At 67.8% G+C, this 14,461-nt stretch carries 16 protein-coding genes; 12 read left to right on the forward strand and 4 right to left on the reverse strand.

The features are described from left to right. Window positions 1-9 precede the first annotated feature (9 nt). On the reverse strand, window positions 10-939 hold the full coding sequence (locus FBQ73_RS06355) for a LysR family transcriptional regulator (protein ID WP_138398636.1): 930 nt from the start codon (window positions 937-939) through the stop codon (window positions 10-12). A 183-nt stretch (window positions 940-1,122) separates the two neighbouring features. On the opposite strand from FBQ73_RS06355, the gene FBQ73_RS06360 reads away from it, so the two are divergent. From FBQ73_RS06360 to mtnK, 7 genes are all read left to right on the forward strand, one after another. Continuing rightward, window positions 1,123-1,674, forward strand: a complete 552-nt coding sequence (locus FBQ73_RS06360) for a carboxymuconolactone decarboxylase family protein (protein ID WP_138398637.1) — start codon at window positions 1,123-1,125, stop codon at window positions 1,672-1,674. A gap of 55 nt (window positions 1,675-1,729) precedes the next feature. Next, window positions 1,730-2,374: a pyridoxamine 5'-phosphate oxidase family protein gene (locus tag FBQ73_RS06365; RefSeq protein ID WP_138398638.1), complete on the forward strand. Its 645-nt coding sequence runs from the start codon at window positions 1,730-1,732 to the stop codon at window positions 2,372-2,374. Between the two features lie 123 nt (window positions 2,375-2,497). Then, on the forward strand, window positions 2,498-3,325 hold the full coding sequence (locus FBQ73_RS06370; RefSeq protein ID WP_246089594.1) for a TIGR04282 family arsenosugar biosynthesis glycosyltransferase: 828 nt from the start codon (window positions 2,498-2,500) through the stop codon (window positions 3,323-3,325). Window positions 3,326-3,356: 31 nt separating this feature from the next. Continuing rightward, a complete protein-coding gene (locus FBQ73_RS06375; RefSeq protein WP_210236679.1) occupies window positions 3,357-4,424 on the forward strand; it encodes a radical SAM protein in 1,068 nt (355 codons plus the stop codon). Next, the gene (locus FBQ73_RS06380) at window positions 4,424-5,158 is read left to right on the forward strand and encodes a glycosyltransferase family 2 protein (protein ID WP_210236680.1); all 735 of its coding nucleotides are present in this window, start codon (window positions 4,424-4,426) and stop codon (window positions 5,156-5,158) included. Before FBQ73_RS06375 ends, FBQ73_RS06380 begins: the two co-directional genes overlap by 1 nt. 9 nt (window positions 5,159-5,167) lie before the next feature. Then, the gene (locus tag FBQ73_RS06385; RefSeq protein WP_210236681.1) at window positions 5,168-6,046 is read left to right on the forward strand and encodes a nucleoside phosphorylase; all 879 of its coding nucleotides are present in this window, start codon (window positions 5,168-5,170) and stop codon (window positions 6,044-6,046) included. A 17-nt stretch (window positions 6,047-6,063) separates the two neighbouring features. Next, window positions 6,064-7,323: an S-methyl-5-thioribose kinase gene (gene mtnK / locus FBQ73_RS06390; RefSeq protein WP_138398639.1), complete on the forward strand. Its 1,260-nt coding sequence runs from the start codon at window positions 6,064-6,066 to the stop codon at window positions 7,321-7,323. A gap of 26 nt (window positions 7,324-7,349) precedes the next feature. Here mtnK and FBQ73_RS06395 read toward each other — a convergent pair whose 3' ends face one another. Further along, on the reverse strand, window positions 7,350-7,814 hold the full coding sequence (locus FBQ73_RS06395) for a PRC-barrel domain-containing protein (RefSeq protein ID WP_138398640.1): 465 nt from the start codon (window positions 7,812-7,814) through the stop codon (window positions 7,350-7,352). A 119-nt stretch (window positions 7,815-7,933) separates the two neighbouring features. Here FBQ73_RS06395 and FBQ73_RS06400 point away from each other — a divergent pair, with 119 nt between their 5' ends. The 3 genes from FBQ73_RS06400 to FBQ73_RS06410 are packed head-to-tail and all read left to right on the forward strand — an operon-like array spanning window position 7,934 to window position 11,454. Next, complete coding sequence (locus tag FBQ73_RS06400; protein ID WP_138398641.1) at window positions 7,934-8,602, forward strand: cytochrome b/b6 domain-containing protein; 669 nt, start codon at window positions 7,934-7,936, stop codon at window positions 8,600-8,602. Window positions 8,603-8,614: 12 nt separating this feature from the next. Beyond that, window positions 8,615-9,406, forward strand: a complete 792-nt coding sequence (locus FBQ73_RS06405; protein ID WP_138398642.1) for a molybdopterin-dependent oxidoreductase — start codon at window positions 8,615-8,617, stop codon at window positions 9,404-9,406. A gap of 38 nt (window positions 9,407-9,444) precedes the next feature. Then, window positions 9,445-11,454, forward strand: coding sequence for a hypothetical protein (locus FBQ73_RS06410; protein WP_138398643.1), 2,010 nt, complete (start codon window positions 9,445-9,447; stop codon window positions 11,452-11,454). A 139-nt stretch (window positions 11,455-11,593) separates the two neighbouring features. Here the strand turns inward: FBQ73_RS06410 and FBQ73_RS06415 are convergent, their stop codons facing one another. Continuing rightward, window positions 11,594-11,872 carry a hypothetical protein gene (locus FBQ73_RS06415; RefSeq protein ID WP_138398644.1) on the reverse strand — a complete coding sequence of 93 codons (279 nt, stop codon included), beginning with the start codon at window positions 11,870-11,872 and terminating at the stop codon, window positions 11,594-11,596. Window positions 11,873-12,135: 263 nt separating this feature from the next. Between FBQ73_RS06415 and FBQ73_RS06420 the strand changes: the two genes are divergently transcribed. Then, on the forward strand, window positions 12,136-12,693 hold the full coding sequence (locus tag FBQ73_RS06420) for a sigma-70 family RNA polymerase sigma factor (RefSeq protein ID WP_138398645.1): 558 nt from the start codon (window positions 12,136-12,138) through the stop codon (window positions 12,691-12,693). Further along, complete coding sequence (locus FBQ73_RS06425; RefSeq protein WP_138398646.1) at window positions 12,690-13,331, forward strand: NrsF family protein; 642 nt, start codon at window positions 12,690-12,692, stop codon at window positions 13,329-13,331. The genes FBQ73_RS06420 and FBQ73_RS06425 overlap by 4 nt, the downstream gene beginning before the upstream one ends. 62 nt (window positions 13,332-13,393) lie before the next feature. Here FBQ73_RS06425 and FBQ73_RS06430 read toward each other — a convergent pair whose 3' ends face one another. After that, window positions 13,394-14,407: an alpha/beta fold hydrolase gene (locus FBQ73_RS06430; protein WP_138398647.1), complete on the reverse strand. Its 1,014-nt coding sequence runs from the start codon at window positions 14,405-14,407 to the stop codon at window positions 13,394-13,396. Between the last annotated feature and the right edge of the window lie 54 nt (window positions 14,408-14,461).

Raw genomic sequence — 14,461 nt, forward strand, 5'->3', positions numbered from 1 at the left:
TCACGCCATTCAAGCCCGTCCCGAAGAGACCGGCAGGTCTGCGAGCCGCGCTCTCAGACGGGGCACCGCGAAATCCACGAATGCACGCAGCTTCGCCGCCTGCAGGCGCGCGCCCGGATAGACCACGTGCACCGGCAGACGCTCGCCCTCGAACTCCTCCAGCACCAGGCGCAGGTTCCCGGCGGCCACCGCCTCCTCCACCTGATAGGACAGCACGCGGGTGATGCCGCGCCCCCGCGCCGCCGCCGCGATAGCCGCATCCGCGCTATTGACGGTGAAGCACGCCGCGACGCTCACCTGCTTGCGCGCCCCGCCCGAAGGCCCCGCCGCGAAGGTCCACACCGCATTCTCGGTGATCTGCGAGAACGAGATGACCCGATGCGTCGACAGGTCCGCCGGCGCGGTGGGAGTGCCGCGGGCGGCAAGATAGTCCGGGCTCGCGCAGACCACGCGCCGCACCTCGCCAACCCGCGTCGCGACAAGGCTTGAATCCGGCAGATGGCCGATGCGCACCGCCGCGTCATGGCCTTCATCAACAAGGCTCACCACCCGGTCCACCAACAGCAGCCGCGCCTCCAGGGCCGGATGTGCCTCGATGAGATCCTCGACCACGGGCGCCACATGCAGGCGGCCGAACGTGGCCGGCGCGGTGACGGATAGGACGCCCCTGGGATCGGTGCGCTCGCCGGCGGCCAGCAGGTCCGCCTCGGCGAGATCGGCGAGGATGGCCCGGCATGACGCGAGATACAGCTCGCCCGCTTGGGTCAGGTGCAGGGCGCGCGTGGTGCGGTGGAGGAGGCGCGTGCCGAGTTGTTCCTCCAGTTGCGCCACCGCCCGTGTGATCGCCGCCGGCGAGCGGCCCAGCCGGCGCGCGGCCCGGGCGAGGCTGCCTTCGTCGAGCGCCGTGACGAAGGCAGTCATGGCGTCGATGCGGTCCATACCCTGATTTCACTTTTCGAAAGAATGGCTTTCAAACTCTACTCATTCTGCACAACGATGGGAAGGCCTAGCTTTTTCCCACGGCGCCCCATGAAGAACCGGAGACGACGCGGCCGCAGCGGCTTCGTCACCCCCCTCCGCCTCAGCCCCCCGTGCGGGGACGCCGAAGGAAGGATCAATCCCATGAGCCGCATTCCCGCCCTCGATCCCGACACCGCCACCGGCAAGGCGAACGATCTCCTCGCCGCCGTCGCCGCCAAGTTCGGCTCCACCCCCAACCTGTTCAAGGTTGCGGCCCACTCGCCGGCTTCCCTCGAAGTCCTCATCGGCCTGTCCGGCGCTCTCGGCGGCGGCGCGCTGCCGGCCAAGATCCGCGAAAGCCTCGCCATCGCGGTGGCCGAGGTGAACGGCTGCGATTATTGCCTCTCGGCCCATTCGCTCATCGGCAAGGGCGCCGGCCTCAGCGATGCCGACATCAGCCAGGCCCGCTCCGGCCGTGCCGCCGACAGCAAGACCGAGGCCGCCCTCGCTTTCGCGCGTGCGGTGGTCGCGAACCGCGGCAAGGTGAGCGATGGGGACCTCGCCCATGCCCATCAGGCCGGGCTCGGCGATGGCGATATCGTGGAGATCGTGGCGCAGGTCGCCATGAACATCTTCACCAACTACCTCAACAGCGTCGCGGAAACCGAGATCGACTTCCCGGTGGTGCGGTCCGGCGCCCCGCGCGCGGCCTGACGCGCCAAGAGCCGGGGCCGTCATGCGGTCCCGGCCTCCCTCTGGAGGATTTGCCATGCCCGATCCGTCAGACCCAATCCATCCGGTGCCCGCCAGCGACATCGCCTTCACGCCCGCCGTGAAGGCGGCGCAGGCCGAGCGCGGCTCGCGCGCCATGTATGCACGCGTCGAGGCGCGCGGCGGCTTCCGCACCCGCATCACGCCCGATCTCGTCGCCTTTCTCGGCGAGATGGACACGGCCTATCTCGCCACCGCCAACGCGACGGGACAGCCCTATGTCCAGCATCGTGGCGGCCCGAAGGGCTTCATCCGCGTCGTGGACGAAGAAACGCTTGGCTTCGCCGATTTCAGCGGCAACCGTCAATATGTGACGCTGGGAAACCTGAGCGAGAACAGCAAGGCTTTCCTGTTCCTCATGGATTACGCCCATCGCCGCCGTATCAAGATCTGGGGCGAGCTGCGCGCGGTGGAGAACGACCCGGACCTCGTCGCCCGCCTGATGCCGGAAGACTACGGCGCCATGCCGGAGCGCGCGCTGCTGTTTCGGGTGCGCGCCTGGGACATCAACTGCCCGCAGCACATCCCGCAGAAGATCGACGCACCCCTCGTCGCCGCCGCGCTGAAGGAGCGCGACGACCGTATCGCGGCGCTGGAGGCGGAGGTCGCGGGTCTCCGCGCGCGGCTCGACGCGCGCGGATAGTGCCGGGAATGCCCACGGCCCCCGCGCCAGAAGGCAGTGCGTTCACTCCTTCGTGAGGCGTGTAACGCGCGGCCCCCGGCGAGCGAACTCCACACCAACAACACACCAGAGCGGGGGCTTGCGATGACTGAAGGACCAGGCGGCGTTTCCAATTCCGGCGTTTCGACGTCCAGCCTCTTCTCTTGCGCCATCGCCGTCATGGCGAAAGCCTCGGCGGCGGGGCGGACCAAGACGCGGCTGTGCCCGCCGCTTTCGCCCCACGAGGCCGCCGCCTTCAACACCGCCTTCGTGCAGGACATCGTCGGCAACATCTTCGCCGCCGGCGCGCTCTCGCGGATCACGCCCTATGTGGCCTATGGGCCGGCGGGCGCGGGCCATTTCTTCGATGCCCTGCTGCCGCCCGGCGTCGGCCGCATCGAGGCGGCGCTGCCCGGCTTCGGTGCCTGCCTTCGGGCCACCATCGGCCACCTCTTCGCCCTCGGGCATCCGGCGGCGGCGGTGCTGAACTCCGACAGCCCCACCCTGCCCCCTGCCATCCTCGCCGAACTGGCCGATACACTGGCGCGCCCCGGCGAACGGGCCGTGCTCGGCCCCTCCACGGACGGCGGCTATTTTGTGCTGGGCCTCAAGACGCCGCGCTGGCGGCTATTCGAGGACATCGACTGGAGCACCGAGCGGGTCTGCCAGCAGACGCTGGAGCGGGCCTCCGAAATCGGCCTCGACGTTCACCTGCTGCCGCCTTGGTACGACGTGGACGATGCCGCCGCGCTGCGGCTGTTGCATGGCGAAATCATCCAGGCCGTGCCCTTCGGTACGTCGGGCCTTCAGCTCGGCGCCGCCCGCCATACGGAGCGGCTGATGCGCCGCCTGCTCGCCACGCAGGACCTCGCCGAACGCCTCGGCCTGCCCACTGAGCTGCCAAGCGGCATCCCGCAGCGCCGCGCCTCGTGAGCGCTCACATCCCCTTGACGGACAAAGCCCCATGAATGTGATCACCACCGGCAGCCCCCTCGATGCCCGCCGCTATTTCGAGCGGGCAGAGGCGAACCGCACCAGCGTTCCAGTAAAGAAGCCGGTATGCCTCTATCTGGAGACCACCAACCGCTGCAACCTGTTGTGCACCACCTGCCCGCGCACCTATGAGGAGCTGGAGCCTCCCGCCGACATGAGCTGGGAGCTGTTCACCTCCATCGTCGACCAGATCCCGGACCTGGAGCGCTGCGTGCTGCACGGGATCGGCGAGCCCATGCTGGTGCCGAACCTCGACCGGATGGTCCGCTATCTGAAAGACCGCGGCACCTATGTGCTGTTCAACACCAACGGCACGGTTCTGAACGAGAAGAACGGCCGTGCCATGATCGAGGCCGGGCTGGACGAATTGCGCGTCTCCCTGGACGCGTCCAACGCCGCCTCCTATCGCGCCATTCGTGGGAAGAATTATTTCGACCGCATCCTGAAGAACGTGCGCGCTTTCCGCGAATTGCAGGAGCGCGAGGGCCACGCGAACCCGCGCGTGTCCGCCTGGCTCACCGGCTTGAAGGAAACCATTTCCGAGCTGCCGGCCTTCGTGAAGGTGGCCGCCGAGCTGGGCGTCAAGGAAGTCTATCTCCAGCGCCTCGTCTTCTTCGAGCAGGAGGCCATCGGCCTCGCTCGGCCGGACCAGGCGCTCTACGAGCAGATCAATTCCGACGAGGCCCGCTATATCGCTGAGGCGACCGAGATCGCCCGCGCGCTTGGCATGGTCTTCTCCGCGTCCGGCGCCGCCGCCGAGCCTGGCATGAGCCTGAAGCGGGCGGAGACCGGCTCACCCTGGTCCATGTGCCGGCGTCCATGGACGGTGATGTACTTCACCGCCAACGGCCGCGCCCTGCCCTGCTGCATCGCGCCCTTCTCCCAGCGCGGCTACGAGAATTACACGCTGGGCGATGCCACGACGCAGAGCTTGTCCGAGATCTGGGAGGGCGAAGCCTATCGCTGCTTCCGCGACGGGCTGCTCTCCGAGACGCCGCCTGCCGCCTGCGCCAATTGCGGCCTGCGATGGAGCCTGTGATGGCCGAAGCCGAAACTGCAGCCCATCGCATCGCCCTCGTCATCCCTACGCTGAACGAGGCGCAGACCATCGGCGCGACGCTAGCCGAGATCCCCGTGGGGGTGGTGGACGAGCTGATCGTAGCCGATGGCGGTTCGACCGACGCCACCTGCGAGATCGCCATTGCTGCCGGCGCCACCGTGCTCGCCTCCGGCCGGGGCTTCGGCCGTGCCTGCCTTGAGGGCGTGTGCGAAGCGCGCGGCGCCGACATCATCGCCTTCATGGATGCCGACGGCGCGGACGATCCGGCCTTCCTGCCCGCGCTGCTGCTACCGCTGAAGGCGGGGACGGCGGACTTCGCCATCGCCTCGCGCACCCGCGGCGCGCGGGAGCCGGGCAGCATGGCCTGGCACCAGGTGGCGGCAGGGCGCGCGGCGGGCCTCGGCATGCGGGCGCTCTACGGCGTTGCCTATTCCGACATGTGCACCTTCCGCGCCATCCGCCGCGATGCCCTCGTCAGCCTCGGGATGCGGGAGCTGACCTACGGCTGGAACATCGAGATGCAGATGCGCGCGGCCCGCGCCGGCCTCGCCATCGTGGAGATCCCGGTCGCCTACCGCCGGCGGCGGGGCGGCGTCTCCAAGGTCGCCGGCAACCTGCGCACCACGCTCACCGCCGGGACCCGCATCGTCTCCACCTTCCTGCGGGTGGCGACCCAGATGTCCGGACGTGCCGCCACGCCGAACAAGATGTGAGAATCGTCCATGCTGCTACAGCCTTTGCACGAGCCCGACGACACCAAATGGCCGGTGCGCTCGCCGCTTCCGTCCGGCTTTATGCCGCTGATCGAGCGGGCCGACCATCGCGCGCCATCGGTCTTCCGGCCTGAAAACATGATGCGCGAGGCGCGCCGGCAGAAGGGCCTGGCGGCAGGGCCGGTGCCGCGCATCGTCCTGCTCGATCCCGACGGCGACATGGTGGACTATGTGCGCACCCATCGCGCCGCGCGCCGCTCCACGGTCTGGGCCTGCTACCACACCGACATGTGGGAGTGGGAGGAAGAGGGGCTTGCCTTCGGCATCGTCGGCTATGCGGTGGGCTCGTCCTTTTCCGTACTGGTGGCCGAGCAGGCCTTCGTCTGCGGCTGCGAGCTTCTGATCTCCATCGCCTCCGCCGGACAGATCGCCGATCACGCGCCGCCCTCCTACCATGTCCTCATCGACCGGGCGCTGCGCGACGAGGGCACGAGCTATCACTATCTGCCGGCCGCGCCTTTCGCAGCGGCGGATCCCGATCTCATCGCCATGGCCCGGCGGGCCTTCGCCCATGCCGACGGCCCGGTGCTGACCGGAGCCACCTGGACCACCGACGCGCCCTTCCGCGAGACCGAGGCCGCCATCGCCCGCCGCAAGGCCGAGGGGCTGCTTGCGGTGGAGATGGAGGCGGCCGCCCTCTACGCCTTCGCCCGCGCCCAGAACCAGCCGGTGCTGTGCCTCGCCCATGTCACCAACCAGCTCGGCTGCGTGGATGGCGACTTCGAGAAGGGCGACCACAACGGCGCCTGCCGCTCCATCGCGCTGGCCTCAGCCTTCGCTTTGGCGTGGGACGCGCACGCGCTCGTCGACGCGCCAGACGCCCGCTGAGAGAGGGAACGACCGCCATGCTTGAGCGCATCTCCTACCGCCCCCTCGATTGCGAGAGCCTGCCGCTGCGCCTCGGCGACCGGGCGGAACTCGTCGCCCCCCTCGGCCCGGCCACGGGATGGCGGGTGCGCGAGGTGGGCGACGGCAACCTCAACCTCGTTTTCATCGTGGAGAGCGATAGAGGTTCACTGGTGGTGAAGCAGGCGCTGCCCTATGCCCGCGTTGTGGGCGAAAGCTGGCCCATGTCGCTGGACCGCGCCTTCTTCGAGCATGAAGCCCTGAAGCGGCTCGGCGTGCGCGATCCCGGCCGGGTGCCGGGCCTCGAGCTGTTCGACCCCGCCCAGGCGCTCCTGGTGATGGAGCATCTGACGCCCCACAAGGTGGTGCGTCGCGCCCTGATCGAAGGCGAGGAGCTGCCCCGTCTTGGCGAGCATCTCGGCCTCTATCTCGCCCGCACCCTGTTCCGCGGCTCCGACTGGTCCATGCCCACAGCCGCGCGCAAGGCAGACCTTGCCCTGTTTTCCGGCAACGTGGAGCTGGCCGGCATCACCGAGGAACTTGTATTCTCCGATCCCTTCAAGGACGCCCCCCTCAACCGGCACACGCCGGGACTTGAGGCGACGGCGCAGGCGGTGCGTGCCGACCGGCCCCTGAAGATCGCCGCGCAGGAGATGAAGGCGCGCTTCGCCACCTGCGCGCAAACCCTGCTGCACGGCGACCTGCATACCGGCTCGGTCATGGCGACGGCAGATGACACCCGCGTTATCGACGCCGAATTCGCCCTCTACGGCCCCATGGGGTTCGATGTGGGCGTGCTGCTGGCGCACCTGTGGATGGCCTATTTCACCCGCAAGGCCCACCGCCCCGACGCACGCACCGCGGCCCGGGCCGGCGATCAACTGCTTGCCACGGCGGAGACGTGCTGGCGGGTATTTGCGGCGGAATTCTCCCGCCTGTGGCGCACCGAGCGCGCCGGCATCCTTGGCGGGCGGGACCTGTTCGAGGATCAGGGCGATGCTGTGGGCAGCGAAGCCGCTCTCGCCCAGCACCTCGACACCGTGTGGCGGGACGCCCTGGGCTTTGCCGGCATCGAGATTCACCGCCGTATCCTCGGCCTCGCCCATGTGGCGGAGTTCGAGACCATCGCCGATCTCGGCCTGCGCGCGGCACTGGAGCGCACCGCGCTCGCCTTCGGCCGGCACCTGGCAGTGAACCGGCGCGACATGGACACGGTGGATGCGGTGAACCGCATCGCCCGGGGCATGGAGGGGCGGTGATGGGCCGCCCGCTCCCCGCCCCGGCCTCACCTGCGGGTGATGGCGATCCGGATGATCTCGTCGCCGGCGATGGGCGCGCCATCCTTCGCCGCCCAGCTGACCCGCTGGGGCAGCTCGGCACGGGGGATGTCGAGCAGGGCGATCTGCCGGCCGAGGATGGCCACCGTCTCGATGGGCACCGCCACCGGACGACCGCCGTGGCCGAACCAGCCGCCCACGGGCACCACCAACACGATGCCGCCCTCGGGCGTGCGCGCCACCTCCCGCACATAGCCCAGCGTGCGGTCATCGAAATCAAGCAGCGGCAGGCCGACGAGGTCGCCCACGCGCACCTTCTGGGGGAAGCGCTCGGCCATGCGCTCGGCGGGGGTGAGGTTGTCGTCCGCCGGGCCGGCCTGGGTGTTGGCATGGGGCGGCCCGCCTGCGACGGCGGAAGCGACGGGCGCCGCGCCGACGAGGGCAAGAGTGAGGAGCAAGGGGGCTGTGCGCATGGTTCTGATCCTTCAACCAAGTCAATTTTGGACAGTACAATACATAAAAACTACAATAATAAAATCATGAAATTCGAGAATCTCGAAAATAAATACATAACTTATAATTGGAGGAGACCATGAAACCCATCTCGTCCCGTATAAGACGCATGCATCCGCTTCCAATCCGGATCATGCATTGGACCAATGCCTTGTCCATGATCATCATGATCGGCAGCGGCTGGAAGATCTATAATGATGAGGTGATCTTCGGGTTCCTGCACTTCCCGCAAGAGATCGTGCTCGGCATCTGGGCGCAGCACGCCCTGCAGTGGCACTTCTTCGGCATGTGGATCCTGGTCTTCAATGGCCTGTTCTACCTCGCCTACGGGGTCGCCACCGGGCGCTTTGCCCGCCTGTTCTTCCCCATCCGCCCGCGCGAGGTGGTGGCCGAGATGGTCGCGGCGCTGACATTCCGCCTGAAGCATGCGGACCTCACCCACTACAATGCGGTGCAGAAGGTGCTTTATGTAGGGGTCATCGCGATCATCATCATGCAGGTCGTTTCCGGCCTCGCGATCTGGAAGCCGGTGCAATTCTCCTTTTTCGTCAGCCTGTTCGGCGGTTTTCAGGGCGCGCGGCTGGCGCATTTCCTGGGCATGGCTGCCATCGTGGGGTTCATGGTGGTGCATGTGGCGCTGGCGCTGCTCGTGCCGCGCACCATCCTCGCCATGCTCACCGGCGGGCCGGCCGTGCCCGCCGAAGATCCGCATCCCGAGGGCGCCCCCGCGCCCACCACTCCCCATTGACCGGAGGCGAAAATGGCATTCCGCAATCCCTTCGCCCCGCGGCGTCCCGCGGTCACGACGCCAGACAAGAGCCTGCTGGTGGAGAACCGCAAGCTCATCGAGACCATCGACCGCCGCAAAGTGCTGCGCGGCACCTTCAGCCTCGGCGCCCTCTCGCTGCTCGCCGGCTGCGACATCTCCGATCGCGGCGCGGTGCAGAGTGTGCTGAAGACCGTCTCGGACTTCAACGATGGGGTCCAGGCGGCCCTGTTCAACCCGAAGAAGCTTGCCCCCACCTTTTCCCCCGACCTCGTGGTGAAACCGCCGCGCTTCAACGCCTATTACGAGATCGACGAGGTGAAGCCGGTGGACGTCTCCACCTGGAAGCTGGAACTCTCCGGCCTCATCAAGGACAAGCGCCCCTGGACGCTGGACCAGATCTACGCCCTGCCCGAGCAGGAGGAGATCATCCGCCACATCTGCGTGGAGGGCTGGGATTATATCGGCCAGTGGTCGGGGCCGAACCTGAAGGACTTCCTGACCCGTATCGGCGCCGACCTCTCGGCGAAATACATCGCCTTCTACGGCAATGACGACTACATGGAGAGCATCGACATGGCCTCGGCGCTCCATCCCCAAACCATTCTTGCCACCAAATACGCCGGCGAGCCCATCACCGATCCCTACGGCTTCCCGCTGCGCCTGCGCACGGCGGTGAAGCTTGGCTTCAAGAATCCCAAATGGATCCGCGCCATCGAGGTCACCAACACCTATCCGCTCGGCTTCTGGGAGAAACAGGGCTTCAACTGGTTCGCCGGGCTGTGAGGGCCCTCGGCCCGCTCCGGCACCGGGACTGACCAGCCATGGCCTCGAATGCGCACGTGCTGTTTTCGATCATCGCCGGGCTCGCGCTGTGGTGCGGACCCGGCTGGCTGATCGCCCGCGCCGTCATGATCCGCCGCGTCCCGGCCATAGTGCTGGCGCCCGCGCTCGGCTGGGCCGTGGAGAACATGGCGATGCTGGCCGTCGCCCCGATGATCGGGCTATCGCCAAGCGCCATCCTGCTGGTCACCGCTCTTGTGTGCGTCGGCGCGCCGCTCCTGCGCCGCGGACGGACGGCGCCGCCCACGACAGACGCAGGAGCCCGCCTCGTCCTGCCCGCCCTCGCGCTGGCCGCGCTGCTCGCCTGCATTCCCGCCGCCGCCGTCCTGCCCAAGGTGGGCGCGGACGGGGCCGTCGCGCTGGCGACCCCCATCTACGATCACGCCAAGATCGCGCTCGTCGATGAGATCGCACGCCATGGGGTAGTGCCGCCGGCCAATCCTGTGTTTGGCTCCGGCGGCGCGCCGGGGGTGATATCCTATTATTATCTCTGGCACTTCGGTGCGGCCCAACTGGTCATCCTCACCGGCGCGACGGGATGGGAGGCGGATGCCGCGACAACCTTCTTCTCGGCCTTCGCCGCATTGGCGCTGGTGGCTGGCATCGCCTTTCGGTTCCACCCCTCCGCAATGGCGCCGCTGCTGGCACTGGCAGCGGCCGCCTCCGGCTCACTGAGACCGCTCCTTGCGTCCCTGTTCGGTGCGACCCGCGTCGATCAGGCGATCGAGCCGGCGACGGGGCTCGCGGGTGTGCTGTATCAGGCGAGTTGGAGCCCGCACCATGTGGCGTCGGCCTCATGCGCGGTACTCGCCGTCTGGCTGCTGGCACAAGCACGCTCGCGGCCTTCGCCCGGAACGGCGGTGGTGCTCGCACTCCTGGTCGCGGCAGGGTTCGACAGCTCGCTTTGGGTGGGCGGTGTCACATTTGCGCTGGCGGCCGGGGCTGCCGTTCTGGTGCTCGCCGCGCGCCGTCCCTCCGAGGCGCGCGGGCGCTTCCTGGCGCTGGTGGGGGCTGTCGCCATTGGCGCCGGCGTGCTGGTAGCGCCGATCTTGCTCGCGCAGTTGCAAGTCGCAATGGCGCGCGGTGGCGGACCGCCAATCCGCATCGAGCCGTTCGCCGTGCTGGGGCCGGCTATTCCGGCGGGGCTGCGGATGTTCTTCGACATACCGGCCTATTGGCTGGTCCTGCTGCCCATCGAGTTTCCCGCCATCGCCTTCGCCGGATCCGTCGGCCTCGTCATGGCGCTTCGTAGGCGACACGGCCCGCAGCCCGACACCAACCGCCTCGCGGCCGCGCTCGGCACCTTGAGTCTTGGCGCCTTGGCCGTCAGTGCTTTTCTCGTGAGCACGGCGGGCGAGAACAACGATCTCGGCTGGCGCGCCGTGTTACCGGCAGTGCTGGTGCTGTCCGGGTTCGCTGGCGCCGCGATGGGAGGTGTCCTGCAACGCCGGCGCTGGCTTGCGATGGGGGTGGCGGCGCTGCTCATCGCCGCCGGCCTGCCGGATAGCGTGGCGCTCGCGAGTGGCAATTTGCGCGGCGTGCGCAGCATGGATAGCGGGACCTTCGCGGGGGATCCAACCCTATGGGCGGCGGTGCGGCGCGAGGTGGCGGCGGACGTGCGCATCGCCAGCAATCCGGGACGGCTGGAACAGCTGACGCCCTGGCCCATCAACCTGTCATGGGCTCTCCTTTCGCAACGGCGGTCCTGCTTTGCGGGACCCGAAATGGCCCTCGCCTTCGCACCGCTGACGCCGAAGCAGCGTGCGGATGCGACCGACCTGTTCGCCCGCGTCTTCGCGGGAGGAGGAACGTCCGCCGACCTCGCTCAGATGCACCAGAACTTCGGTTGCGGGGCGGCGGTGGTCACGGCGCAAGACGGGGCGTGGCGAAACGATCCCTTCGCGGCAAGCCCCCTCTTTCGCCTGGCGCAGGAGGAAGAGGGCCGCTGGCGCATCTATGTGGCGGCGACCCAGGGCGGAACAGCGCCATAGCCGCCCCGCATCAGACCCATCCAACGCAGAAAGCCGGATCCGTTCAGGTTTCACCAACCTGAGCGGATCCGGCCTCGAAAGGAAGCCCCGGCCGTGGCGGGCCTGTCGTAGCGGACCTGCCGCCGCGGCCGGGCTGCGGTCAGTTGTGGCCGAGACCTCGATCACCGAGTTCGAACAGGAAGGCGTCGGCGGCGGAGACGCCGGAAGGGCCCTGCTGCGCGCCAGCGAACCCGCCGGTATGCGCCTGGTTGCCATAGCCGAGCACGTGCTGGGCACCGCCATCGTGGTCGGCGGTGACGCCCCGCGCAACGCGGATGCTCTCGCGGTTGGCGTCCGTCACGCTGTCGTCGGCGCGGGCAGCGGCAGTGAAGGCGAGAGCCCCGGCGAGGACCGCAAGGGAAAGGATCGACTTACGCATGATGTAATCTCCATGTTCAAAGCGTTGACATGGAGGTTTCCGTAAATCGCGTCCTTGCAGTTACAGATCATGACCTTTTATCTGGTCAACTGTTTTTGACCTCGGCCTCAGAAAATCACTCCAGAGGACGGGAATAAAACGAGCTGCAAGGAAGTCATAACCCTCATCTGATGTCTCGGGCGCCGTGCTCGCAGTCTCGTGATCGGACGCGACGTAACACACGGCCGCGCTGGGGCGAAGACCTCCGCACGAGGGGATAATTCATGACCAGTCCTGAACCTGATCTCGAGGCGCTGATGCGGGCGAGCCAGTCCGGCGACGCCGCGGCGCACCGGGCGCTGCTGAACCACGTATCCGGCCGCCTGCGCAGCTATTTCCGCAACAGGCTCCGCCGCGCCGGCGCGGGCACGGACGAGGCCGAGGACCTGGTGCAGGACACGCTCCTCGTCCTGCACACCAAGCGCCATACCTACGACGGCTCATCCCCAGTGCTGGCCTGGACCTATGGCATCGCGCGCTACAAGCTCATCGATTATCTCAGGGCCAATGCCCGCGCCCTGCGCCACATCCAGATCGACGAGGTGGACGATCTCGCCGACGAGCATGACGCATTTTCCGCCGTGGATACGTCGCGCGAGCTGCACAAGGCGCTGGCGACACTGCCACGGCATTTCCGCCTTCCCATCGAATACGTGAAGATCGAGGGCCTCAGCATCGCGGAAGCGGCCGCGCGCATCGGCATGTCCGATGCGGCGGTGAAGATCGGAATACATCGCGGCATGAAGCGGCTCGCCGTCGTGCTGTCGGAGGCACGCCCATGAATACCGATGATCTCATCGACTTCCTCTCCACCCGCGTCGAGGCCGTGGATCCCCGTCGCCAGGACCGCGTCGTGGCGCTTGCCGTGTTCGGATCGTTCGTGGCGGCGGCGCTGGTGTGCATGCTCACCCTCGGCCTACGCCCCGACATCACGGAGGCGGTCCGGACGCCCGGCTTCTTCCTGAAGATCAGCTTTCTCGCCGCTGTGGTCGCAATAGCCTTCTACGGGCTGCGCCGCGCCGCACGTGCCGGCACCACCCGGTCGGGCACGCTGCTGTTCGTGCTGGTGCCCTTGGGGCTGGTCTGGTTCGCGGCCGGCATTGAGCTCGCGTCGCTGTCGCCGTCGCGGTGGTACGAGGTGGTCATGTTCCGCGAGTGGCGCCTGTGCGTGGTGGCCATTCCGCTGCTCTCGGCCATCCCGCTGGTGCTGCTCACCCTGGTGCTGCGCGAGGCGGTGCCGACCGAACTACCCTATTGCGGGGCGCTTCTGGGACTGGTTGCAGGAGGCATCGGCGCCCTCGCCTATGCCTCCTATTGCCTCAATGACACGCCGGTCTATGTGGGCGTGTGGTACGCGACGGGCATCGCCCTCGTCACCGTGTTCGGCTGGGCCATGGGACCACGGCTGCTGCGCTGGTGAGGTCGCTCCGGCGAACGCAGGGCCGCCCGCACATTCCATGCGGGCGGCCTGTTTCGAGTGGCTCAACGCGCGGCCGGCCGGTTGCCCTTGACCGGCAGGGAGCGGGCGAGAAAATCACGCATCAGCGTCGCGATTTCCGGACCCTTGTCCTCCAGCGCGAAATGCCCGCTGTCGAGCAGATACAGTTCGGCCTTGGGCAGGTCTTTCAGATAGGCCTGCGCCCCGGCAGCGGGAAAGATCTCGTCGTTGGCGCCCCACACGACGAGGGTGGGCGGATGACGCTCGCGGAAGAAGGCGTGGAAGGCGGGATAGAGCGCCACATTACTTGCGTAGTCCTTGAACAGGTCGAGCATGATCTCGTCCACCCCCGGCCGGTCGAGCAGGGCCTGGTCCACCAGCCAGGTGTCGGGATCGATCCTTGAAACATCCGAGACGCCATTGACGTATTGCGTCCGTGTCGCCTCTCGCGTCAGCCCCGCACGCAGGGCATTGCGGTTCGCCTGCGAACCATCCGCCCAATAGGCTTTCAGCGGGGTCCAGAAGGGGCTCAGGCCCTCCTCATAGGCATTGCCATTCTGCACCACCAGCGCGGTCACCCGCTCGGGATGCATGAGGGCCAGCCGGTAGCCGACGGGCGCGCCGTAGTCCATCACATAGAGCGCATACGAGCTGGCGTGAAGCTCGCCCATCAGTCGGTCCACGAGGCCGGCGTAGGCGGCAAACCCGTAGGAAAACCGGGCGCGATCCGGGACGGCGCTATGGCCGAAGCCGGGATAGTCGGGCGCGATCACCCGGTAGCGATCCGCCAGCAACGGGATGAGGTTGCGGAACATGTGCGAGGACGAGGGAAAGCCGTGCAGCAGCAGGAGCACCGGCGCGTCGGCGGGACCCGCCTCGCGATAAAAGACATCGACACCGTCGATGGTCTTCGACCGGTAATGGATCGTGGGCTGGAGGACGGGCTGCGATGCTCCCGGCGCGGGAGCCGGCGGGGCGGAACGGGCGGCGGGAAGCGGCAAGCCAAGACAAAGCGCTGTCGCCCCGATGGCGAGCAGCGTGCGGGACAGGGAAGGCATCGGAAGACTCCGCGAGGGGGCAGCAAGGCCGCCACGCCGGGATCGGCCGGCGGG

Origin of the sequence: Xanthobacter autotrophicus, assembly GCF_005871085.1 — a bacterium.
GTDB lineage: Bacteria > Pseudomonadota > Alphaproteobacteria > Rhizobiales > Xanthobacteraceae > Xanthobacter > Xanthobacter autotrophicus.